This window comes from Pseudomonas sp. H3_D04 (assembly GCF_054669175.1).
This window is the reverse complement of record NZ_CP162801.1, coordinates 194,259-216,950: the sequence shown is the minus strand read 5'-3', so window position 1 is coordinate 216,950 and position 22,692 is coordinate 194,259. Positions and strand designations below refer to the sequence as shown.

The following is a 22,692-nucleotide window of genomic DNA, read 5'->3' as shown; positions in this document are numbered from 1 at the left end:
CGATAATCCTGCTCACCCAGCTCTTTATAAGAAGAGGTATTGGCTGGCATGGCTGCATAAGGCTGGAAGGCCTGTTTGCAATTGCGTAAGGCAGGTGCTGCCCAGGAAGTTCAGGGTGCGCGATTGTACGCAAGCTGCCGGGGCGATGCAAGAGGCCGTCCATCGTACCTTGACACCCGCCGACGTGGGTCCTAGCATGCCGCGCAACCCTTCTGGAGCAACTGTCGCTGATGCAACCCCAAGCTTTCTACCGCGCGGTGGCGGACGATTTTAGCGCCGTCGACGGCATCATCAAGAAGCAGCTGACTTCCCGAGTGCCGCTGGTATCGAAAATCGGCGATTACATTACCTCGGCTGGCGGTAAACGCCTGCGTCCCCTATTAGTGTTGCTGTGTGGCAAGGCTCTGGGTCGCGAAGGCGATGACCTGCGCCTGCTGGCCGCGACCATCGAGTTCCTGCACACCGCCACGCTGCTGCACGACGACGTGGTCGACATGTCCGGCATGCGCCGTGGCCGCTCGACCGCCAACGCCATGTGGGGCAACGCGCCAAGCGTGCTGGTGGGCGACTTCCTGTATTCGCGTTCCTTCGAAATGATGGTCGAACTGGGCTCCATGCCGGTGATGAAGATCCTTTCGCAAGCCACGCGCATCATCGCCGAAGGCGAAGTGTTGCAGCTGTCCAAAGTGCGCGATGCCAGCACCACCGAAGAAACCTACATGGAAGTCATCCGCGGCAAAACCGCGATGCTCTTCGAAGCCTCGACCCACAGTGCGGCAGCCCTCGCTGGTGCCACACCGGAACAGAGCGAAGCGCTACGCACCTTCGGCGATCATCTGGGCGTGGCCTTCCAACTCGTCGACGACCTGCTGGACTACCGTGGCGACGCGGAAACCCTGGGCAAGAACGTCGGTGACGACCTGGCCGAAGGCAAGCCGACCCTGCCGCTGATCTACACCATGCGCGAAGGCACGCCGGAGCAGGCTGCACTGGTGCGCAAGGCGATCCAGAAAGGCGGTATCGAAGACCTGGAAAGCATCCGCGAAGCCGTGGAAGCGTCCGGTTCGCTGGATTACACCGCGCAACTGGCCCGCGATTACGTAGCCCGTGCAATCAAATGCCTCGACGCGCTGCCCGCCAGCCAATACCGCGATGCATTGGTTGAGCTCAGTGAGTTTGCGGTCGCACGCACGCACTAACTGCACCGTAATACCCTGTGGGAGCGAGCCTGCTCGCGAAAGCAATCTGTCAGTCGAATGCTGACTGGCACACCGCTTTCGCGAGCTGGCTCGCTCCCACAGTTTTTGGCGTCGCCCCCTCCCAGCTAAAACCCTATATAATGTGCGCTTTTTAGCGATCCTGAATCCAAGGAGCTTTAGTGAGCACGTTGCCACCCTGCCCAAAATGCAATTCCGAATACACCTACGAAGACGGCGCTCAGCTGATCTGCCCCGAGTGCGCCCACGAGTGGTCCGCCAGCGGCGAAGCCGAAGCGGCGTCCGATGACACCGTGAAAAAAGATTCGGTCGGCAACGTCCTGCAGGACGGCGACACCATCACCGTGATCAAGGACCTGAAGGTCAAAGGCACGTCGCTGGTGGTCAAGGTCGGCACCAAGGTCAAGAACATCCGCCTGTGCGATGGCGATCACGACATCGACTGCAAGATCGACGGCATCGGCCCGATGAAGCTCAAGTCCGAGTTCGTCAGAAAAGTCTGATTCTGTTGTCTTCCATCCCGCGCCCTGCGTGGGATGGTGCTTCACCCGCCCCGCCTCTCCCCACATATCCTCGCAATAGCCAAACGCCAGCCGTTTTGACCTTACGCAATCTTTACCCGGAAAAAATCACAAACCGCCAATAGGTCCTTGCTATTTGATGAATAAGAATTATTCTCATTGAAACCCATCAATGGAGATGAGACCCATGACTTATTTGATCGATGCCTGGCTGGACCGCCCACACCCCTACCTCAGGATCCTGCATCGGGAAACCGGGGAAGTCTGTGCAGTGCTTGAAGAAGAAGCCTTGAACGAGCTGCAGGATCAGGGTGATCTGGACGTCAACGGCTTGAGTTCCTGCGAGCCGGTGGTGCTCAAGGAACTGGTGCGCAATCTGTTTCTGTTCTGCTACGCCCGGGCGTTGCGCCCGACGAGCGATCTGAACCACAAGATCGAAGTATGAGTAGCACTACAAACCCCGTAGAAGCGAGGCTTGCCTGCGAACCTGACAACTCGGTTCTGACTTGAAACCGAGGTGATGCATTCGCGAGCAAGCTTCACTCCTACAGAATCAAGAGCTTACAGAACGTCGAGCAGTTCGACGTCGAATACCAGAACGCTGTGCGGCGGAATGCTGCCAACGCCTTGAGCGCCGTAAGCCAGTTCGCTCGGCACGTACAGGCGCCATTTGCTACCGGCATTCATCAGTTGCAGGGCTTCGGTCCAGCCAGCGATCACGCCGCCAACCGGGAATTCTGCAGGCTGGCCACGATCGTAGGAGCTGTCGAACACAGTGCCGTCGATCAGGGTGCCGTGGTAGTGAGTGCGCACTTGATCTTCACGGGTTGGCTTGGCGCCTTCACCTTGAGTCAGCACTTCGAATTGCAGGCCCGAGGCCAGGGTGGTGATGCCGTCACGCTTGGCGTTTTCAGCCAGGAAAGCCAGGCCTTCGCCAGCGGCCGCTTCGGCTTTTGCAGCTGCTTCGGCCTGCATGATTTCGCGGATCACCTTGAAGCTGGCGGACATTTCTTCCTGACCTACACGGCTAGGCTTACCGGCGAACGCGTCGGTCAGGCCAGCCAGGATCGCGTCCAGGTTAACGCCCGGTGGCGGGTTGTCGCGCAGTTGGTCGCCCAGCTGACGGCCAATGCCGTAGCTGACGCGGGTTTCGTCGGTGGACAGATTTACTTCGGACATGACACTGCTCCGCTGTGCGGACGGCCCGGGAACTTGCCGTGCGTGCACAGCGCGTCCCGGAGCGCCCGGAACCAAAAGGGCCAGCAGACTAGCACAGATGCCGTTGCGCTGATCAGGGGGTCATTGCTACCAGCGAGAACTGAAGGCGATCGGCACCTTCAGGCCCTCTTCTGCATTGGCACCGAGTCCGCACATTTCATCATGGACCGACGTGTGCACAAGGTTGAAAGGCAAGGTGGGGAGTCGGTGCAGCACTTGACGCGCATGCTCCACCGAACGCAGGTGGAGCATATGGTCATGGGCATCACTTAACGGATACGCCGCCCCATGCATGCGCGCCTCCAGCAGGTAGATCCCGCCTTCCATAGAAATCAGGTTCAGCTCATCGACTTTCCCTGCGATGGCATATGCACGTAATTCAACAAGGTTCATGAATGCACCTCATACGGTGTCAAGCCAATATCAATACATGCATAGGCTTCGGCACCTCAAAGTACAAGCCACAAACGACACCGCCCGTCTGTTTGCACCTGACTGTAGGAGCGAGGCTTGCCCGCGAAGGCGGTGTGACGGGCAACAACTGTATCGACTGACACAGCCCCTTCGCGGGCAAGCCTCGCTCCTACAGGGCTTTGTGAGCGTCAGTGCTTGGTCAGCTTATCCAGATAACCCATGGCAAACGCCGACACGACGAACGTCATGTGAATAATCACGTACCACTTCAAATGCTCGGGATCGACGTTCTTGGCGTCCATGAAGATCCGCAGCAGGTGGATCGACGAAATCGCCACGATGGAGGCCGCCACTTTCATCTTCAGCGAAGACGAATCCATGGTGCCCAGCCAGTTGAGCTTTTCCTTGCTGTCGTCGATGTCCAGCTGGGAAACGAAGTTCTCGTAACCGGAGATCATCACCATCACCAGCAAGCCACCCACCAGTGCCATGTCGATCAGCGACAGCAGCACCAGGATCAGGTCCGACTCGGCCATCGAGAATACGTTGGGAATGACGTGGAAAACTTCCTGGAAGAATTTCAGCGCCAGCGCCAGTAGCCCAAGGGACAGACCGAAGTAGATCGGTGCCAGCAGCCAGCGGGAGGCATACATTGCATTTTCGATAAAGCGTTCCATTGAATCTCACACGTGATGTTGAAAATGGCCGCAAGTATACCAGCCCCCTGTCTATACCCTGAAGCAGCCAGAAACCTTCGGCAAATCCGCGACCTGCGCGTGTGCCACAAAGTTTTTCTGCTAGTGTCCAGACTATTGACAGCTCAGCGACATCGGACAGGAAGACTGGAAATGGATGTGCGATTACCAATAACGAGTGCCGGCATTTGCCTGGCTCTGCTGCTGGGCGGCTGCTCACCCAGCGATGAGAAGCGCCAGACTAGCCTCGAGGAAAAGACCGCGCAGTTCGAGAAGTCTCTGGATGCGATTGAGGATCCAAAGCTCAGGGATGCCGTTGCCGAACTCGGCGGTTCACTGCTGTTGCTCGAGCGTGCGCAACTCAAGCTCGACAGCAAACCCGTGGAAACCGAATACGGCGAAGACGTTCTCGCCGTGCTCAAGCACTACCCCACGCCTCAGGCTTTGGTCGACACCTACATCAACGGCCTGTTCGTGCTGCACAAGGATTCCAGTTCCGACTACCTGACCGACCTGCAACCGGTGTTCCCTTTCAACTTCAACATTCCGGCAGCGTTTCTCTTTCCCCATGGCCTGGAATGGCAGTCGGTGACCTTGAGCAACAAGCGCGTCATCGCGTTCCAGCCGGAATGGTCGGAAACCGATCCCGGCATTCAACTGAGCCCCTCCAGTTCCAACCTGACCAATCCGGATGATCTGACGGTGACCTATCCGTTCATCGACGGTCTGGACATGGACAACAAGAACCAGCCCCAACCGGTGAGCCTGCAAGGCAAGGTCGAGGTCATCGCCCCGCGCCGGCTCTACACCTTCGACCTGACGAAAAAAGACGTTGGCCAGACCCGCACCAACGACAACCTCAGCGTCACCTTGCTGAAACTGGGCAACAACTACGCCGAAATCGAATTCAACAACAGCGCACCACTGGCTCCTGAAGTCAGCGAAACACCGTTGAATCCGCTGATCGTCCAGGCCAGGGACATCACCGGGCAATTCCTCTCGCGATCGGGTTCGATCAACGAAACCGCTGCGCAAATTGCCTTCTATCAAAAACAACTGGCGAAAATTCAGCAGCAGAAAGCCTGGAGCGAGACTTTCGAAAAGCAGATCGACGAAGAACAGCGCACCTTCGAGGCGCAGCAGAAGAATCATTACACCAAAGTGTATTTCAACGGTCCGGTCGAAACCGTTGAAGTGAGCGTTCTGGATTTCTCGGCCGTCACGGTGACCCACAAGGACCTGAACCTGCCGGTGCGCCGCTTTGACTCACACACCACGGCAAAAACCATCCAGCCACTGACCCTACCGGTGGTGGCGTATGACGATCAGGCCCCGACCTGGCTCAAGGGCGCGACATTGAGTGAGGAACAGCTGAAGAAGGGCATCATCGTCAGTCAGTCGGTGGATGACCCCAGCGCCGCACGCATTGAATTCGACCACCCCAGAAGCTTCAATGACGAGATGCTCGGTACATCGTTCAGCGCTGGCGATAGCCCGGTCACGTTCTTTACGGAGGATGGCAGTGGCAAGCGCGATGGGCCGATCGAGCTGCCGCTTGAGGCTTACGAGGTCGATCCGCTACGTGGCGCCATCACCTATGACTTGAACCTGTTTCCGGAAACACCGGCCTATGCAGTGGGCTCCATGCCGCTGTTTCTGGCGACGGTGGCCAAACAAACGCTCGACGCCCATACGTTGCCCAAAGGCCTGGAACTCAAAGGCAATGCCTTGGTGGTTGATTTGAAGCTGTTTCCTGCCCAGGAGTGGCGTTTTTTCGCCAAGGACGACTCTGGAAACTATCTGAAAGAAATCCTTTCGGTCACTCACGACGCGAGCGCAGAAGGCCCGGCGCTATTTGCCGTGCATTACTTCTATGGCCAGCCAACTCGTCTGGAAACCTATCAGCGAACCGACCTCACCACGGTGCAATATGGTTTCGAGGTCAAACTGGCCAAGGCGGATTTGAGCCACCTTGATCAATAACCGGTTTCAGTGGCCGCGCCGAACTCAGCCATTGAGGTTGCGGCAACGGCCCCCGTTGATTTCCCGCAGCTGGGCTTGCAGGTGCAGGCACCAGATTTGTGGGTCATCGGCCAGTTCGTAGCCATGCAGCGTCAGGCTTTCAACAATCGTGTCGAGGATGGACTCCGCCACGAAAGGCCCATGAAACGGTCCCTGCGCCTTGATGGCGGAAGGTTGTTCGCCGGCCATTCCGGCGGCGAAGAGCAAGGTCCACATGCCCGTATCCCCCGCCAACGGACGGATGGCACACTCGATACGGGTCACAAGGCCCAGGCATTGACGGGTGAGGCAGAGGTTGCGCGACATGGCGGCGACCCTCGGTAGATCCGGTGTTCAGCCCCCACGGGAAGGCTGTCTCGATCCAGTGATTACTGTCGATATCCTTGAGCTGAGAATAGAAGAAAAGTCTGACTAGCACGTCAAGTCAGACCAGAAGGCGCCGAATGGTCATTGTGTGAATATTGACGTCAGAGTGATGGCACTTTCTTGAAGTGGACACATCCCAAATGTGGGACTGATCCTGCCCGCGATAGCGAACTTTCAGCCAACACATGTGTTGGATGAAAGTGCCACATCGCGAGCAGGCTCACTCCCACTGTGGATCGGGGTGATCCTCAGATCGGTCAGGCCGGTTTGGCCTCCACCAGGGCTTCCAGCGCCGCTTCTTTCTCGGCTTCCTTGAGGTCTTCTTCGCTAATCATTTCCGCGATCACGCGCAAGCGTTCCACCACCCGTGCGTTAACGCTGCCTTCGGGGAACTGGCCATCGGCATCCGGTGCACCGGCAGGCTCTCCGACCAACAGGCTCAACGCCTCGTCAGCCTGGCGCACGGCGTAGACATGGAACTGCCCCGCACGCACCGCCGAGAGCACCTTCTCGTCGAGCATCAGCGTGGCGACGTTGGCGTGAGGAATGATCGCCCCCTGCTCACCGGTCAGCCCACGGGCTTCGCAGAGTCGGAAGAAGCCTTCGATCTTCTCGTTGACCCCGCCTACCGCCTGCACTTCACCGAACTGGTTGATCGAGCCGGTGATCGCAAAGCATTGCTTGAGCGGCGTTTTCGACAGGGCCGAAATCAGCGTGCACGCCTCGCCCAGCGACGCACTGTCGCCATCGACGTAACCGTAGGACTGCTCCAGCGCGATACTCGCGGAAATCGCCAGCGGGAATTCCTGGGCGTAACGACTGCCCAGATACCCGGTGAGGATCATCACGCCCTTGGAGTGGATCGGCTGGCCGAGGTTGACCTCGCGCTCGATGTCGACGATGCCGCTGCCGCCCGGGTAGACCGTGGCGGAAATCCGCGCCGGCACACCGAACGCCGAGTCGCCGACTTCCAGCACGGTCAGCCCGTTGCACTTGCCGACGGCGGCGCCGTCCGTGTCGATCAGGATGATCCCGGCGAGCATGTCATCGAGAATCCGCGCAGAGACCCGCCCGGTACGGGTGGCCTTGGCCTTTAGCGCCCGTTCGATATGCCCGGCATCGGTCATCTCGTCCCCCGCCAGGTGACGAATGAAGTCCGCCTCGCTGACCAGCTGGAACAGATCACCGATGCGCGCCGACAAACGCCCCTGGTGTTCGGCCAGGCGCGCGCTGTAAGTCGCCAGGCGCGCCACGGCATCGGCCGTCAGCGGCGCCATGCCTTCTTCCGAGGTGCGGGTTTTGAGCAACTGGGCGAACTGCTCCAGGCTCTCGTCGACCATCGGGATGTCTTCGTCGAAATCCACCAGGACGCGGAACATCTCCTGGAAGTCCGGATCGAGGTCTTGCAGCGTGTAATACAGCTGACGCGCACCGATGATGACGACTTTGACCTGCAACGGAATGTGTTGCGGCGTCAGGGTCACGGTGGCCAGGCGGCCCAGCTCACCAAGCGGCGATTCCATCTTCAGCTTGCGCGATTGCAGGGCGCGCTTGAGCGCATCCCACACGAACGGCTCGCTGAGCATTTTTTCCGCTTCAAGGATCAGAAAACCGCCGTTGGCCCGGTGCAATGCGCCCGGCCGCAGTTGCCGATAGGTCGTGTACATCGCGCCCTGATCGGTGCTGTATTCAATGCGGCCAAACAGGTTTTCGTAAGTCGGGTGCGGCTCGAAGACCACCGGCGCACCGCCGCTGGACGAATGACCGACCACCAGGCTCGGGGCGTATTGCTCTTCCAGCAATTTGCGGGCGACGGCGTCGGTCTTGCTGTCGTCCACCAGTTGCTCGACCACGGTCTTGAGCAGGTAGACCTGCATGGCTTGCAGGTAACCGCAAACGGCGGCGTTCTCGGCGTATTTCTCCGACAACGGCGACAGCAACGGCTGCAAGGCCAACGTGATGGTTTCTTCGTTGAGGTGGCGCAGCTGATTGCTCGACTCGCGCTTCCATTGCGGCAGGCTGGCGAGCTCTTCGTTCAGTCGCTCCTCCAGACCGGAAATATCGTCGTGGAAACGCTCGCGATCGGCTTCCGGCAACTGGGCGAATTCCGCTTCGTCCAGGGCCTTGCCTTCGCTCATGGGCGTGAACGCGATGTTGCTGGCGTCGCGGTAAAGCGCGACCTCCTTCTCCAGCGCCAGGCGCTCGATCACGTCCAGTGCCTTGTCGTAGCGCTGGTTGAAGGCGCGGTCGATGGCGCTTTTTTTCTGCTGGTAGGACGGGTGCTCGAACACTGCCGGAAAAGTCGCCAGCAGGTTGTCGATCAAGCCGTTGATGTCACCGATGAAGGCGCCAGCAGTGCCCGATGGCAATTCCAGTGCACGAGGCTCGCGAGGCTCATCGAAATTATTGACGTAGACCCAGTCGGCCGGGGTCTGCAGGCGCTTGCCTTCGGCTTTCAGGTAGCGTTTGACGAACGAAAACCGGCCGGTGCCGGGCTCACCCATGACAAATACGTTGTAACCGGGGCGTGGCATGGCCACGCCGAACTGCAAGGCTTCGACCGCACGTTCCTGGCCAAGCACACCGCGAAAGGGCTCCAAATCATTGGTGGTAGAGAAGCTGAACTGTTCAGCGGAAAACGGACGGGTCAGCGCTTCAGGCGCTAGACGCAAGCTGGCAGCAACAGGATCAGGCATCGGGCTTCCTTACATCAGGCGGGGCAGATAGCGGCATTCTGGCGCTGCCCATACCTCACTTGCAAGGCGCGCCTCCAGCCAAAGCATAGACAAACCGTCATCTCCAGGCCGGCCGGGGACAAATCAATGATTTCAACGAATGTTTTGCAAAAAATCACGGAACCCCAGGAACGTGCCTAAACTCCAAACTGCGCGGCTGGATTAATAACTGGCCCACTGGCGCCGGATTGGGCCAGACCCCTTGTCCATTGGTATGCACATAAAGAGAACAAAGCTATGAAACGGATTCTTCTCGGTACTCTCTTCACCGCTGTATCCATCAACGCCATGGCCCAAGCGCCAGGCGGCCCGGATTGCGGTTGGGGCAACATGCTGTTCGAAGGTCAGCGTGGCACCCCGGCTCACTTCCTGGCATCCACCACCAACGGCACTTCCGGTAACGCAACGTTCGGTATGACTTCTGGTACCAACGGTTGCTCGACTAATGCGTCGCTGACTTATGGCGGCAAATCCTGGTTTGCCATGAATGGCATGATGAACGAGCTGTCCGAAGACATGGCCAAAGGTAACGGCGAAGCGCTGACGACCTATGCCGTGGTACTGGGCGTGGCGCCGGAAGACCGTGCGCACTTCGCCGCTGTGACTCACCAGCACTTCCAGCAGATCTTCAGCAAGGCTGACGTGACCGCTGACGACGTGCATACCAACACCCTGGCCGTTCTGAAGAACGATCCACGTCTGGCCAAGTACGCTACTCAAGCTTAAGCTCGACCCACCCGCTCCTTTCGGGGGGCGGGTTTTATTTTTTGGACCTGTCCCCCTTGGGTCTTTATTTTTTTTCGACTTAAGTTGCTCACTATGCTCAAACGCCTTGCCTGGCTGGCGCTCTGTGTCTGCGCCCCGCTGTCCGCCGCGCCACATGTCGACAATCAACGTTTGCAGCAACTGGCCAACGACCCTTTCTGGATTTCCCTGGGCCATTACGAAACCGCCAAGCTGGGCGGCTGGCGCAGCTATGTCAGCGACAAAAAGTTCTTTCTCGCACCCGACGGTAACGAACACCCCGACCGCGAACTGGCGGCCACCGTGCAGGCGCTGTACGCCCCGGCCAGTGCGGGCGAACAACATGCCCAATGTGTGTACCCGGCGCGCACCCGCTGGTTGAAAGCGCAGCTCAACCTGACTGATTTGCCGGCGCTCGATTGCACTGAGTTCAAGCAATGGTTCAAGGATGTCTCGCCCCATAGCGCGGTGATGATTTTCCCGGCGGCTTACCTGAACAGTCCGTCATCGATGTTCGGCCATACCTTGCTGCGCATCGACCAGGCCGATGTGCAGAGTGATCACACCGCGCTGCTCAGTTACGCGATCAACTTCGGCGCCTACATCGAAGGTTCGGATAACAGCATCCTCTACGCCTGGAAAGGCTTGATGGGCGGCTATCCGGGGCTGTTCGCGCTGGTGCCGTATCAGGAAAAACTCTCGGAATACCGCAGCCTCGAAAACCGGGACCTGTGGGAGTACCGGCTGAACCTGACGCAGGCAGAAACCGAGCGCATGGTCGAGCACGTCTGGGAGTTGAAGCAGATCCAGTTCGACTATTTCTTTTTCGACGAAAACTGCTCCTATCGCCTGCTTGAGCTGCTGCAGGTGGCGCGGCCAAGCCTGCGCCTGACCGAACAGTTCCCACTGACGGCCATTCCGACCGATACCGTCAAAGCGGTGAAAGAAGCCGGGCTGGTGGAATCCATTCAGTATCGTCCGTCCCGTGAACGGGAACTGCTGAGCCGCGCCGAGCCGTTGACTGACGAAGAACAGGAGTGGGTGCTGAAAGTCAGCGCCGACCAAAAGCAATTGCAGACACCGGCGTTCAAGGCTCAACCGCGCGACCGCCAGGCGCTGATCATCGATGCGTCTTACCGCCTCGAACGCTATCGCGCCAACGGTCAGGAGCGCGACCCTGAGAGGGCGCAACGCAGTTTCGAACTGCTGCGGGCGATCAACCAGAACCCCGCCCCTGAGCTGGACATCCCGAGGCCCGGCCTGCCCGAGGACGGTCATGAATCCCGCACCTGGCAGGCCGGCATCGGCACCCGGGGCGACAAGGCCTTTGGCGAATATGGCCTGCGCATGGCGTATCACGACCTCAACGATAACGCCGAGAGCTTCCCGCTCGGTGCGCAAATCGAAATCCTGCAGATGAAACTGCGCCAGTACGAAGGCAATGACTGGCAGTTCCAGCAACTGGACCTGGCGACCATTCGCTCCCTGACGCCGCGCAATGAGTTGTTGAAGCCATTATCGTGGCAAGTCACGGGCGGCCTGGAACGCGTGCCAGGCAAGCATGACGATGAAACGCTGGTCAGCCACGTCAACGGTGGTGGTGGCGGCACCTGGCAGTTGGGTGAAGACATGCTCGGCTTTGCACTGGGCACCGTGCGTGTCGAACACAACAACGACTTCGCGGGCTTTATCGCACCGGCGGCAGGTTTCAATAGCGGTCTGCTGTGGAAAAACCCACTGGGCAACTTCAGCCTGGAAACCAAGGGCGATTTCTTCACCAACGGCGAGGTGCGCCGCAGTGTGAGCCTCAACCAGCAGTGGGAACTGTCGCGCAACCTGGGCCTGCGCCTGAGTGCCCAGCGCGAATTCAGCCACCTCGCCTCGCCCGAGAACGAAGTGATGCTTGAGGTGAAGTGGTATCACTATTGACCTGACACCCCACCGTCCCTGTGGGGTGGCCAACAGATTAATCACACGCCTTTCACAACTGCCTCACGAATCCACTCCTAGACTTCACCCATAGGCCGTCCAACGGCACGGGAGTCGGAGATGTGGCGTTGCGCAGGTGTGCTGGGATTGTTGATGTTGATCGCGGGTTGCCAGACGACCCACGAGGATTTGATCGCCAAGGGTTATCCACCGGCGTTCGCCGATGGTTTCGATGACGGTTGCAGCAGTGGCCGACAAGCTGCCGGGGCAATCACCGGGGAATTTCGCAAGAACGTCCCGCGTTATCTCAAGGACAAGCAGTACGCCGAAGGCTGGAACGACGGTTTTCGCCAGTGCCAGGCCATGCGCGAAAGCGAGGATCGCGAGGACTATCGCAGCCACCACTGGGACGACCGCGACAAAGCCTGGCAGCAACAAAAGGACCAGGACGCCGCCCGTGCCTATCGCTCGCAATGAGTCGCGGACAGACATCCATCGAAACTAAAAGCCTGCAACCATGGCCCAAACCCTATAACGGGAGAAAACCATGAGTCGCGCTTTCGTCAATGAAGATAACGCCGCCGCGCAAGCCGATCAGCCGGTCGAACGGCAAGTCAGCACACAGCCCAATTACGTCACGCCCGCCGGGCTGGCGCAGCTTCAGGCGAAAGTCGCCGAAGTGCAAAACCTGCTCAATGGACAGAGTGCGAGAGGCGAACTCGCAGACAAACAGCGCCAGGCCGATCTGGAACGTGACTGGCGATATTTCAATCAACGCCTGCAAAGCGCTCAGTTAGTCGTACCGGCCTCCTCGACCGATAAAGTCCAGATTGGCGCGTGGGTAACGTTTGCCGATGAACAGGGCCACGAACAGCGCGTGCAGTTGGTGGGTGAGGATCAGGCGGATGCGGCGAGTGGGCTGATCAACTGGGGCTCGCCGCTGGGGCGGGCGTTGTTGGGCGCGCAGGTCGGGGATGAAGTGGTGTGGAAGCGGCCGGTGGGGGATTTGATGATTGAGGTGTTGAGCATAGAGATCGAGTGATCGTCAGGCCGTCATCGCTAGCAGGCTAGCTGCCACAGTGGATTTGTGCCGCTCACATATCCCCTGTGGGAGCCAGCCTGCTGGCGATGGCCGCGCCGCGGTGTCACTGAAACCCATAAAAAAACGGAGCCCCGAAGGCTCCGTTTTTTCATGCGACCCGCCCGATATCAGGCCAGTTTCTTGTGCCGTACACGATGCGGCTGGGAAGCCGCTTCGCCGAGGCGTTTCTTGCGATCGGCTTCGTACTCGGTGTAGTTACCTTCGAAGAACACCGCTTGCGAGTCGTCTTCGTAAGCCAGGATGTGCGTCGCGACGCGGTCAAGGAACCACCGATCGTGAGAGATCACAATGGCGGCGCCCGGGAAGTCCAGCAGGGCTTCTTCCAGGGAACGCAGGGTTTCAACGTCGAGGTCGTTGGACGGTTCGTCGAGCAGCAGGACGTTGCCGCCCTCTTTCAAGGTCAGGGCCAGGTGCAAGCGACCGCGCTCACCACCGGACAGGTCCTTGACGAACTTCTGCTGGTCGCCACCCTTGAAGTTGAAGCGACCGACGTAGGTGCGCGACGGGATCTCGTAGTTGCCGATGCGGATCTGATCGGAACCGTCGGAGATTTGCTGGAACACCGTCTTGCTGCCGTCCAGGTCTTCGCGGCTCTGATCGACGCACGCCAGTTGCACGGTTTCGCCGACTTCGATGCTGCCCGAATCCGGCGTTTCCTTGCCCATCAGCATGCGGAACAGGGTCGACTTACCGGCACCGTTACCGCCGATCACGCCAACGATGGCGCCTTTTGGCATGGAGAACGACAGGTTGTCGATCAACACGCGATCGCCGTAACCCTTGGAAACGTTCTTGAACTCGATGACCTTGTCACCCAGGCGTGGACCGGCCGGGATGTAGATCTCGTTGGTTTCGCTGCGCTTCTGGAATTCCTGCGACTGCATTTCTTCGAAGCGTTGCAGACGAGCCTTGGATTTGGACTGGCGGGCCTTGGCGCCTTTGCGCACCCACTCCAGTTCTTCCTTCATGGCTTTTTCGTGAGCCGACTGCTGCTTGGATTCGGCAGCCAGACGGTCGGACTTGGCTTCCAGCCAACCCGAATAGTTGCCCTCGTAAGGGATACCGGCGCCGCGGTCGAGCTCGAGGATCCAGCCGGCGACGTTGTCCAGGAAGTACCGGTCGTGCGTGATCGCGACTACGGTGCCCGGGAAGTCGTGCAGGAAGTGCTCCAGCCAGGCGACGGAATCGGCGTCCAGGTGGTTGGTCGGTTCGTCGAGCAGCAGCATGTCCGGAGCAGACAGCAGCAGGCGGCACAGGGCCACGCGACGCTTCTCACCACCGGAGAGGAATTCGATCTTGGCATCCCAGGCCGGCAGACGCAGCGCATCGGCGGCGACTTCCAGCTGGCGATCCAGGTTGTGACCGTCGCTGGCTTGCAGGATGGCTTCGAGCTTGGCCTGTTCGGCGGCCAGTTTGTCGAAGTCGGCATCTTCATCAGCGTAAGCGGCGTAGACCTCGTCCAGGCGAGCCTGGGCGTTCTTGATCACGCTGACCGCTTCCTCGACTACTTCACGCACGGTCTTGGTCGGGTCCAGGATCGGCTCTTGTGGCAGGTAGCCGATGTTCAGGTCCGGCATCGGACGCGCTTCGCCCTCGAACTCGGTGTCGACGCCCGCCATGATTTTCAACAGCGTGGACTTACCCGAACCGTTGAGGCCGAGCACGCCGATCTTGGCGCCGGGGAAGAAGGACAGCGAAATATTTTTCAGGATTTCCCGCTTCGGCGGAACAACTTTGCCCAGCCGATGCATGGTGAAGACGTATTGAGCCATGGAGAACCTTGGGTCAGTGACAGATGAATGATTGGAGCGCAGGCGATGCCTGGCCAGACTGTGCGCGTCGTCAGATTGATAATGTATCAATGCATGAGCGCTGAAAAAGTCTGAGTCTAGGAGCTGGAACGCTCCCGCGTAACCGGCAAAGCTACCTGAATGACAGATGGCAGTCCAGCCGGCAGGGGCTGGCACTTCGCCACAACACAAGGCATGCTAGCCGCCCTCCGGGCGTCCGGCTTATAGTGCACGTCGCGCCAGTCCAGCCAAACCGCAGGATTACAGTTTGTCCAATGTCTCTCCGCCTTCGTCCGTGAGCGCACCTCATCCTGCGCCCGGCGCGCCCCTGCGCGGATCCTTGAAGGGTGCGCTGGCGACACTCGTGCTGTTGTTGCTCGCCTTGCTGTTCTGGCAGCTGCTGGATCAGCTGCGCGAAACACAGAAGCACCAGCGGCAATACACCATCGACTACACCGCCGATCTGGCCGCGCAAGTCAGCCTGAACATGGCGCTCAACGCCCAGATTGCACTGAACCTGCTACCGATCGTCGAACAACCGCAAAGTGCCGACGAACAGCAGGCGCTACTGCGCAAACTGCAACAATCGCTGCCTGACCTGCGCAGCCTGGCGCTACTCAGTCCTTCCGGCAAAGTCCTCAGTGACAGCGCCGCCGACGCCCAGGATGCCGATTACCTGGGTGAACTGGTCCGGCGCAGCCGCGCCCAGGCCCACTATTTCAGCAATGCCGACGACGGTTCAGTGGTGCATCTGCTGCTGCATCAAGCCAGCGGCAGCAGTCGTGGCTACTGGGCCCTGCGCCTGACACCGACGTTTTTCTCGTCACTGACCAAACAAAACGAAGCCGGCATCCGTCCGCTGTGGCTGGTGGAAAACCGGGTCAATCACCAGATCATCAGCCGCGATGAAGCGTCGCCTTCGGTCAAACCGAGCGCGTTATCCCCCGACGATCTGGCCAAAAGTGTGCTGACAGTGCCCCTGAGCAGCAGCGACTGGCAACTGCGCGGACTGTTCGATCGCCAGCAAGTGCTCGAACAACTGTTGCCGGCATTCATCGGCAAATGCCTGCTGGGCCTGGCCTTCTCCCTGCTGCCGTTCATCGTGTTGCTGAACATTCGCCGCCGTCAGCGCCAGTTGCATGAAGGCCGTCGCCGCTATCACGATATTTTCGAAGGCACGGGTGTTGCCCTGTGCGTACTGGACGTCTCCGGGCTCAAGACCTTCTTCGACAAAGCCCAACTGCACAGCAGCGAGCAACTCAAGGCGTGGCTCGACATACCGGAGCAACGCCAGCAACTGCTCCAGGAACTGCGCATCACCGAGGTCAACCAGGTCGCCCTGCAATTGCTCAACGTCAACTCCTGCGCTCAGGCCTGGAAACTGTTGATTGACGGTTGCCCGCTGGACGGCACCGCCATCGGCCACCAAGTGATCGAAACGGTGTTCAACCAGCAGAGACAGCTCGAGCTGGAAATCAAACTCCAGGACCTCAATGGCCGCGACCAGCACCTGTGGCTGGTGCTGCGCCTGCCGGAAGATTACGCCGACTATAAAGCGGTGATCCTGAGCATCACCGACATTACCAGCCGTAAACTCATCGAGCTGTCGCTGCTGGAACGCGAAGGGTTCTGGTCCGATGTGGTGCGCACTGTGCCGGACCACCTGTACGTGCAGGACGTGATCAGCCAGCGGATGATTTTCAGTAACCACCACCTGGGCCAGACCCTCGGTTACAACCGTACCGAGTTGCACCAGATGGGCGAGTACTTCTGGGAAATCCTCCTGCACCCCGAAGATGCCGATGACTACCACCGCTCCCGCCAAGCCCAGCGCCACGGGGGTTACACCCAGTTGCTGCAATGCCAGTTGCGGTTCCGTCATCGCGACGGCAAGTGGCGGCGTTTCGACATTCGCGAACAGGCACTGGCGCGGGACAAACACGATCAAGTCACGCGGATCATCGGCGTGGCCAAGGACATCACCGAACAGATCGAAGCCAGTGAATCCCTGCGTGATAGCGAGCAGCGCTACCGGATGCTCGCCGAAAGCATCAGCGACGTGATTTTCTCCACCGACAGCAAAATGGCACTCAATTACGTCAGCCCGTCGGTGCATGCCGTGCTGGGCTACGACGCCGAGTGGATCTTCCAGAACGGCTGGCAATCGACCATCGCCAACCCGCAGCAACTGACCGGTATTTACGGCCTGATGGATCGGGTCAGCAAAGCGCTGGATAAACCCGAGCAACTGGCGCTGCTGCGCACTCAGGTGCAGACCCAACTGTTCCTGTTCGATTGCCTGCGGGCCGACGGGCGCAAGATCCCGATCGAGCTACGGCTGGTGCTGGTCTGGGACGAACACGGGGCCTTCGAAGGCGTACTCGGCGTCGGACGCGACATCAGCCAGCAACGCCGGGCCGAAAAAGACCTGCGCATGGCGGCCACGGTTTTCGAACATTCGACGTCGGCGATCCTGATCACCGACCCGGCCGGCTACATCGTCCAGGCCAACGAAGCGTTCAGTCGCGTCAGCGGTTATGCCGTGGAGCAGGTGCTGGACCAGCTGCCAAACATGCTGACCGTCGACGAGCAGCAGGAAGCCCATCTGCGTTATGTGCTCAAACAACTGCATCAGAACAGCACCTGGGAAGGCGAAGTCTGGCTCAAGCGGCGCAACGGCGAGCATTACCCGGCCTGGGTCGGCATCACGGCGGTGCTCGACGATGAAGGTGACCTGGCCAGTTACGTGTGCTTCTTCAGCGACATCAGCGAGCGCAAGGCCAGTGAGCAGCGGATTCACCGTCTCGCCTACTACGACGCCCTGACTCACCTGCCCAACCGCACGCTGTTCCAGGACCGCCTGCACACCGCGCTGCAATCGGCCGAGCGGCAGAAGTCCTGGGTCGTGCTGATGTTCCTCGACCTCGACCGTTTCAAGCCGATCAACGACTCTCTCGGCCACGCCGCCGGCGACCGCATGCTCAAGGAAATGGCCACGCGACTGCTCGGTTGCGTCGATGATGACGACACCGTGGCGCGCATGGGCGGCGATGAATTCACCTTGTTGCTGCAACCGCGGGCCAACCGTGAAGTCGCCTTGAACCGGGCGATCCATGTCGCCGAGCAGATCCTCGCCAGCCTGGTGAAACCGTTCGTGCTGGAAGGCCGCGAGTTCTTCGTCACCGCCAGTATCGGCATCGCGCTGAGCCCGCAGGATGGCAACGAACTCAGTCAGCTGATGAAAAACGCCGACACCGCGATGTACCACGCCAAGGAGCGCGGCAAGAACAACTTCCAGTTCTATCAGGCGGACATGAACGCCAGCGCCCTGGAGCGCCTGGAGCTGGAAAGCGACTTGCGCCATGCCCTGGAACAAGACGAATTCGTTCTGTACTACCAGCCGCAGTTCAGCGGCGACGGCAAACGCCTGACCGGCGCCGAAGCGCTGCTGCGCTGGCGTCATCCACGTCGCGGCCTGGTGCCGCCGGGGGATTTCATTCCGGTGCTCGAAGAGCTCGGGCTAGTGGTGGATGTCGGTGACTGGGTGATCAGCGAAGCCTGCCGTCAGCTCAAGACCTGGCATCAGGCCAAGGTGCGGGTGCCGAAGGTATCGGTGAACATTTCGGCCCGGCAATTCTCCGACGGCCAACTCGGGACGCGGATTGCCACCATCCTCAAGGAGACCGGCCTGCCGCCGGCGTGCCTGGAGCTGGAGCTGACCGAGAGTATCCTGATGCGCGAAGTCAGCGAAGCGATGCAGATCCTCGCCGGATTGAAAAACCTCGGCCTGAGTATTGCGGTCGATGACTTCGGCACCGGGTATTCCTCGCTCAACTACCTCAAGCAATTCCCGATCGACGTGCTGAAAATCGACCGCACCTTCGTAGATGGCCTGCCGTCGGGTGAACAGGATGCGCAGATTGCCCGGGCGATCATTGCGATGGCCCACAGCCTGAATCTGGCGGTGATCGCCGAAGGTGTGGAAACCCACGAGCAGCTCGATTTCCTGCGTGAGCATGGTTGCGATGAGGTTCAGGGGTATCTGTTCGGCCGGCCGATGCCGGCGAGCCGGTTTGAGGCGCAGTTCAGCAATGATGCGCTCTTCATGTTTGATTGATTGGAGCCAACAGCTCCAATCAATCAAACATGAAGAAAGCTGGAAGCTTCAAGTGGCAAGCTTCAAGCAGTGACCGGTCCGCTTTTGACTTGCCGCTTGAGGCTTATAGCCAGAAGCTGAATTCCTTTCGTCTGCGACATGATGTCCTTTCATATGCCATCTAAAAGCGGTTGAGTTAGAATGCCCCCCTTTTCTGCCCCGATCCTTGAGGACCGCCATGTTCAGCCGTGATTTGACTATTGCCAAGTACGACGCCGATCTTTTTGCCGCCATGGAGCAAGAAGCTCAGCGCCAGGAAGAACACATCGAGCTGATCGCTTCGGAAAACTACACCAGCCCAGCGGTGATGGAAGCTCAAGGCTCGGTACTGACCAACAAGTACGCCGAAGGCTACCCGGGCAAGCGCTACTACGGTGGTTGCGAGTTCGTCGACGTGGTTGAGCAACTGGCCATCGACCGCGCCAAAGAACTGTTCGGCGCCGATTACGCCAACGTTCAGCCACACGCCGGTTCCCAAGCCAACAGCGCCGTGTACCTGGCACTGCTGCAAGCGGGCGACACCATCCTGGGCATGAGCCTGGCCCACGGCGGTCACCTGACCCACGGCGCCAGCGTTTCCTCCTCCGGCAAGCTGTACAACGCCGTTCAATACGGCATCGACGCCAACGGCCTGATCGACTACGACGAAGTCGAGCGTCTGGCGGTTGAGCACAAGCCAAAAATGATCGTGGCCGGTTTCTCTGCCTACTCGCAGATCCTCGACTTCCCGCGTTTCCGCGAAATCGCTGACAAAGTCGGTGCCTACCTGTTCGTCGACATGGCCCACGTGGCCGGTCTGGTCGCCGCTGGCGTCTACCCGAACCCGGTTCCGTTCGCTGACGTCGTGACCACCACAACGCACAAGACCCTGCGCGGTCCACGTGGCGGCCTGATCCTGGCTCGCGCCAACGCCGACATCGAGAAGAAGCTGAACTCCGCGGTATTCCCGGGCGCCCAGGGTGGCCCGCTGGAGCACGTGATCGCCGCCAAAGCGATCTGCTTCAAGGAAGCGCTGCAGCCTGAGTTCAAGACCTACCAGCAACAAGTGGTGAAAAACGCCCAGGCCATGGCCGAAGTGTTTATCGAACGTGGTTTCGATGTGGTTTCCGGCGGGACCAAGAACCACCTGTTCCTGCTGTCGCTGATCAAGCAGGAAATCTCCGGTAAAGACGCCGACGCCGCTCTGGGCAAAGCGTTCATCACCGTGAACAAGAACTCCGTGCCAAACGACCCACGCTCCCCGTTCGTCACCTCCGGCCTGCGCTTCGGTACTCCGGCTGTGACCACTCGCGGCTTCAAGGAAGCAGAGTGCAAAGAACTGGCCGGCTGGATCTGCGACATCCTGGCTGACCTGAACAACGAAGCGGTGATCGACGCCGTTCGTGAGAAGGTCAAGGCCATCTGCAAGAAGCTGCCGGTGTACGGCGCTTAATTGCGGCGCTAAACCGCAGCCATAAAAACCGGCCACGTGATGGCCGGTTTTTTTTCGCCCTGGATTTGTAGGAGCCGGCACCACTGGTCAGACCGGTCATGCCAATTATGCAATTTCCGCTTGCGATCACCCAAAAACAGCGCCTAGACTGCGCCTGCACTGGACATACCGGTAAGACCACAATAATTAAGTCCTGAATCTGATGCGCTCACTCAAGCGCACGGCAGCCAGGACACCGACCAGGATTCCTCCCATGCTCAGATGGTGCTCGCGTTCAATCTTCCTCCAAGTGGTTCTCGGACTGGTGCTCGGCATCGTCTGCGGGCTGACCCTTCCTGAATACTCCGCCCAGCTCAAACCGCTCGGCGATGGCTTCATCAAACTGATCAAGATGCTCATCGGCCTGATTGTGTTCTGCGTAGTGGTCAGCGGCATCAGCGGTGCCGGCGACTTGAAGAAGGTCGGACGCATCGGCCTGAAATCGGTGATCTACTTCGAAATCCTGACCACCATCGCCCTGGTGATTGGTCTGGTGTTCGCATTCACCACCGGCATCGGCAGCGGCGCGAACATTCATCTGGATCAGCTTTCCGCTGCCGACATGGGCGACATCGCCCAGCGCGGCCAGCACATGCAAACCACCTCCCAGTTCTTGATGAACCTGATCCCCACCTCGGTCATCGGCGCCTTCGCGGAGAACAACATCCTGCAAGTCCTGCTGTTTTCAGTGCTGTTCGGCAGTGCGCTGAACCTGGTGGGCGAAGCAGCGTCGGGTATTTCCCGGCTGATCAATGAGCTGAGCCACGTAATCTTCCGCATCATGGGCATGATCGTGCGCCTGGCGCCGATCGGCGTGTTCGGCGCCATCGCCTTCACCACCAGCAAATATGGCCTGGATTCCCTGCAACACCTGGGCAGCCTGGTCGGCCTGTTTTACCTGACCTGCGTGGCGTTTGTGACATTGATTCTCGGCCTGGTGATGCGCCTTTCGGGCCTGAAGATGTGGCCGTTGCTCAAGTACCTGCGCGAAGAACTGCTGATCGTCATGGGCACCGCTTCGTCCGACGCCGTGCTGCCACAAATCATGCGCAAGCTTGAGCACCTGGGCATCGGCAGTTCGACGGTGGGGTTGGTGATTCCGACGGGGTACTCGTTCAACCTCGACGGGTTCTCGATCTACCTGACCCTCGCCATCGTCTTCATCGCCAACGCCACCGGCACGCCGCTGGCCATGACCGACTTGCTGACGATTCTGCTGGTCTCGCTGATTACCTCAAAAGGGGCCCACGGGATTCCCGGTTCGGCGCTGGTGATTCTGGCAGCGACACTCACGGCGATCCCGGCGATTCCGGTGGTCGGCCTGGTATTGGTGCTCGCGGTGGACTGGTTCATGGGCATCGGCCGGGCGCTGACCAACCTGATCGGCAACTGCGTCGCCACCGTGGCCATCGCCCGCTGGGAGAAGGACATCGATATTCAACGGGCGAACAAAGTGCTTTCCGGTCAGGTGGGGTATACCTTCCAGCCGAGAAAACCCGTCGCCCCGGCACATCAGCAGGAATTCTGAATAAACGCCGTGCCTGTCTTCGGGCAGGCACGGTCAACAACCGTTTTGGATGCTCATGGAGCGAACAGTGATTACCTCGTCGACCGTTGTGAACTCAGTCGTAGAAAAACTCCGGGCCGCTTTGGCCCGTGGTCAGTGGCGCTCCGGCGAAATGCTGCCTGGGCAGCGTGAGCTGGCCGAACAACTGGGCATCAGCCGCCCGAGCCTGCGTGAAGCGGTGATCGTGCTGGAAACCCTTGGCCTGGTGCGCTCGATGCCCGGCAAAGGCGTGGTGGTGCTGGACGCCCATCTCAGCGACAGCCAAAGCCACGACAGCGCGGTCGCCGGCGCCAGCCTGGAAGATGTCTTGCAACTGCGCTACACCCTCGAGCCGTTCATCGTCGGCCTGGTCGCGCAGTCGATCAGCAGCAAGGAGGTCGGGCAACTGCGCCTGACCTTGATGGACATGCGCGAAGCGCTGGAGGCCAACGACAGCGAGGCCGGGGTGAACGCCTACATCGCGTTCCACGAAGAACTGTTCACGCTGACCTCGAACCCGATTTTCCAGAGCGTGGTGCAGCAGACCAGCAATGCCCTCAAGCAAAGCGCCGAGGTGCTGCGCAACTCCCCCGAGCATCTGGCTGAGCGCCTTGAGGAGAACGAAGCCGTGGTGCGCGCGATTCGCAGCAAAAACAGCGCCCAGGCCAGTGCCGAGATGCGTCGGCACATCCTTCGGGAAGGCCAGCGGATGGGCATTGAACTGAATATTCCAGACGACAACTTCGGCAGTTAAAACTTCTTCGAA

The 22,692-nt window shown here is 59.5% G+C and carries 18 protein-coding genes; 12 read left to right on the top strand and 6 right to left on the bottom strand.

Features of this window, described 5'->3' with window-relative positions; genetic code table 11:
- Positions 1-230: 230 nt before the first annotated feature.
- The 3 genes from AB4N91_RS01030 to AB4N91_RS01020 all read left to right on the top strand — a co-directional run bounded on the left by AB4N91_RS01030 (position 231) and on the right by AB4N91_RS01020 (position 2,183).
- The gene (locus AB4N91_RS01030; RefSeq protein WP_460112034.1) at positions 231-1,199 is read left to right on the top strand and encodes a polyprenyl synthetase family protein; all 969 of its coding nucleotides are present in this window, start codon (positions 231-233) and stop codon (positions 1,197-1,199) included.
- Positions 1,200-1,378: 179 nt separating this feature from the next.
- Positions 1,379-1,720, top strand: a complete 342-nt coding sequence (locus AB4N91_RS01025; RefSeq protein WP_010467527.1) for a zinc ribbon domain-containing protein YjdM — start codon at positions 1,379-1,381, stop codon at positions 1,718-1,720.
- 205 nt (positions 1,721-1,925) lie between these two features.
- A complete protein-coding gene (locus AB4N91_RS01020) occupies positions 1,926-2,183 on the top strand; it encodes a PA4570 family protein (protein ID WP_010467526.1) in 258 nt (85 codons plus the stop codon).
- Positions 2,184-2,299: 116 nt separating this feature from the next.
- Here AB4N91_RS01020 and AB4N91_RS01015 read toward each other — a convergent pair whose 3' ends face one another.
- The 3 genes from AB4N91_RS01015 to AB4N91_RS01005 form a co-directional block, all read right to left on the bottom strand.
- Positions 2,300-2,917, bottom strand: a complete 618-nt coding sequence (locus AB4N91_RS01015) for an FKBP-type peptidyl-prolyl cis-trans isomerase (protein WP_010467525.1) — start codon at positions 2,915-2,917, stop codon at positions 2,300-2,302.
- A gap of 126 nt (positions 2,918-3,043) precedes the next feature.
- On the bottom strand, positions 3,044-3,349 hold the full coding sequence (locus AB4N91_RS01010) for a DUF6482 family protein (protein WP_010467524.1): 306 nt from the start codon (positions 3,347-3,349) through the stop codon (positions 3,044-3,046).
- Positions 3,350-3,558: 209 nt separating this feature from the next.
- Positions 3,559-4,047 carry a TIGR00645 family protein gene (locus AB4N91_RS01005; protein WP_007943976.1) on the bottom strand — a complete coding sequence of 163 codons (489 nt, stop codon included), beginning with the start codon at positions 4,045-4,047 and terminating at the stop codon, positions 3,559-3,561.
- 171 nt (positions 4,048-4,218) lie between these two features.
- Between AB4N91_RS01005 and AB4N91_RS01000 the strand changes: the two genes are divergently transcribed.
- A complete protein-coding gene (locus tag AB4N91_RS01000) occupies positions 4,219-6,048 on the top strand; it encodes a hypothetical protein (RefSeq protein WP_460112033.1) in 1,830 nt (609 codons plus the stop codon).
- A gap of 24 nt (positions 6,049-6,072) precedes the next feature.
- Here AB4N91_RS01000 and AB4N91_RS00995 read toward each other — a convergent pair whose 3' ends face one another.
- Both AB4N91_RS00995 and AB4N91_RS00990 read right to left on the bottom strand, forming a co-directional pair.
- Entirely contained in the window at positions 6,073-6,393 is a 321-nt protein-coding gene (locus tag AB4N91_RS00995; RefSeq protein WP_010467520.1) for a PA4575 family protein, read from the bottom strand.
- Positions 6,394-6,710: 317 nt separating this feature from the next.
- Positions 6,711-9,149, bottom strand: coding sequence for a Lon protease family protein (locus AB4N91_RS00990; RefSeq protein ID WP_010467518.1), 2,439 nt, complete (start codon positions 9,147-9,149; stop codon positions 6,711-6,713).
- Positions 9,150-9,425: 276 nt separating this feature from the next.
- Here AB4N91_RS00990 and AB4N91_RS00985 point away from each other — a divergent pair, with 276 nt between their 5' ends.
- From AB4N91_RS00985 to AB4N91_RS00970, 4 genes are all read left to right on the top strand, one after another.
- On the top strand, positions 9,426-9,914 hold the full coding sequence (locus tag AB4N91_RS00985; RefSeq protein WP_010467516.1) for a DUF3015 domain-containing protein: 489 nt from the start codon (positions 9,426-9,428) through the stop codon (positions 9,912-9,914).
- Positions 9,915-10,007: 93 nt separating this feature from the next.
- A complete protein-coding gene (locus tag AB4N91_RS00980) occupies positions 10,008-11,861 on the top strand; it encodes an Lnb N-terminal periplasmic domain-containing protein (RefSeq protein ID WP_010467514.1) in 1,854 nt (617 codons plus the stop codon).
- Between the two features lie 120 nt (positions 11,862-11,981).
- Complete coding sequence (locus AB4N91_RS00975) at positions 11,982-12,338, top strand: hypothetical protein (protein WP_460112032.1); 357 nt, start codon at positions 11,982-11,984, stop codon at positions 12,336-12,338.
- Between the two features lie 70 nt (positions 12,339-12,408).
- The gene (locus tag AB4N91_RS00970) at positions 12,409-12,903 is read left to right on the top strand and encodes a GreA/GreB family elongation factor (protein ID WP_458724867.1); all 495 of its coding nucleotides are present in this window, start codon (positions 12,409-12,411) and stop codon (positions 12,901-12,903) included.
- Between the two features lie 167 nt (positions 12,904-13,070).
- On the opposite strand, the gene ettA is transcribed toward AB4N91_RS00970, so the two are convergent.
- On the bottom strand, positions 13,071-14,735 hold the full coding sequence (gene ettA, locus AB4N91_RS00965; protein WP_077749399.1) for an energy-dependent translational throttle protein EttA: 1,665 nt from the start codon (positions 14,733-14,735) through the stop codon (positions 13,071-13,073).
- Positions 14,736-15,021: 286 nt separating this feature from the next.
- On the opposite strand from ettA, the gene AB4N91_RS00960 reads away from it, so the two are divergent.
- The 4 genes from AB4N91_RS00960 (at position 15,022) to AB4N91_RS00945 (ending at position 22,680) form a co-directional block, all read left to right on the top strand.
- Complete coding sequence (locus tag AB4N91_RS00960; protein WP_460112031.1) at positions 15,022-18,870, top strand: sensor domain-containing protein; 3,849 nt, start codon at positions 15,022-15,024, stop codon at positions 18,868-18,870.
- A 217-nt stretch (positions 18,871-19,087) separates the two neighbouring features.
- Positions 19,088-20,341, top strand: a complete 1,254-nt coding sequence (glyA, locus tag AB4N91_RS00955) for a serine hydroxymethyltransferase (protein ID WP_102593912.1) — start codon at positions 19,088-19,090, stop codon at positions 20,339-20,341.
- A 253-nt stretch (positions 20,342-20,594) separates the two neighbouring features.
- Positions 20,595-21,908, top strand: a complete 1,314-nt coding sequence (locus tag AB4N91_RS00950; RefSeq protein WP_010467502.1) for a C4-dicarboxylate transporter DctA — start codon at positions 20,595-20,597, stop codon at positions 21,906-21,908.
- Positions 21,909-21,975: 67 nt separating this feature from the next.
- The gene (locus tag AB4N91_RS00945) at positions 21,976-22,680 is read left to right on the top strand and encodes a FadR/GntR family transcriptional regulator (protein WP_010467500.1); all 705 of its coding nucleotides are present in this window, start codon (positions 21,976-21,978) and stop codon (positions 22,678-22,680) included.
- Positions 22,681-22,692 lie beyond the last annotated feature (12 nt).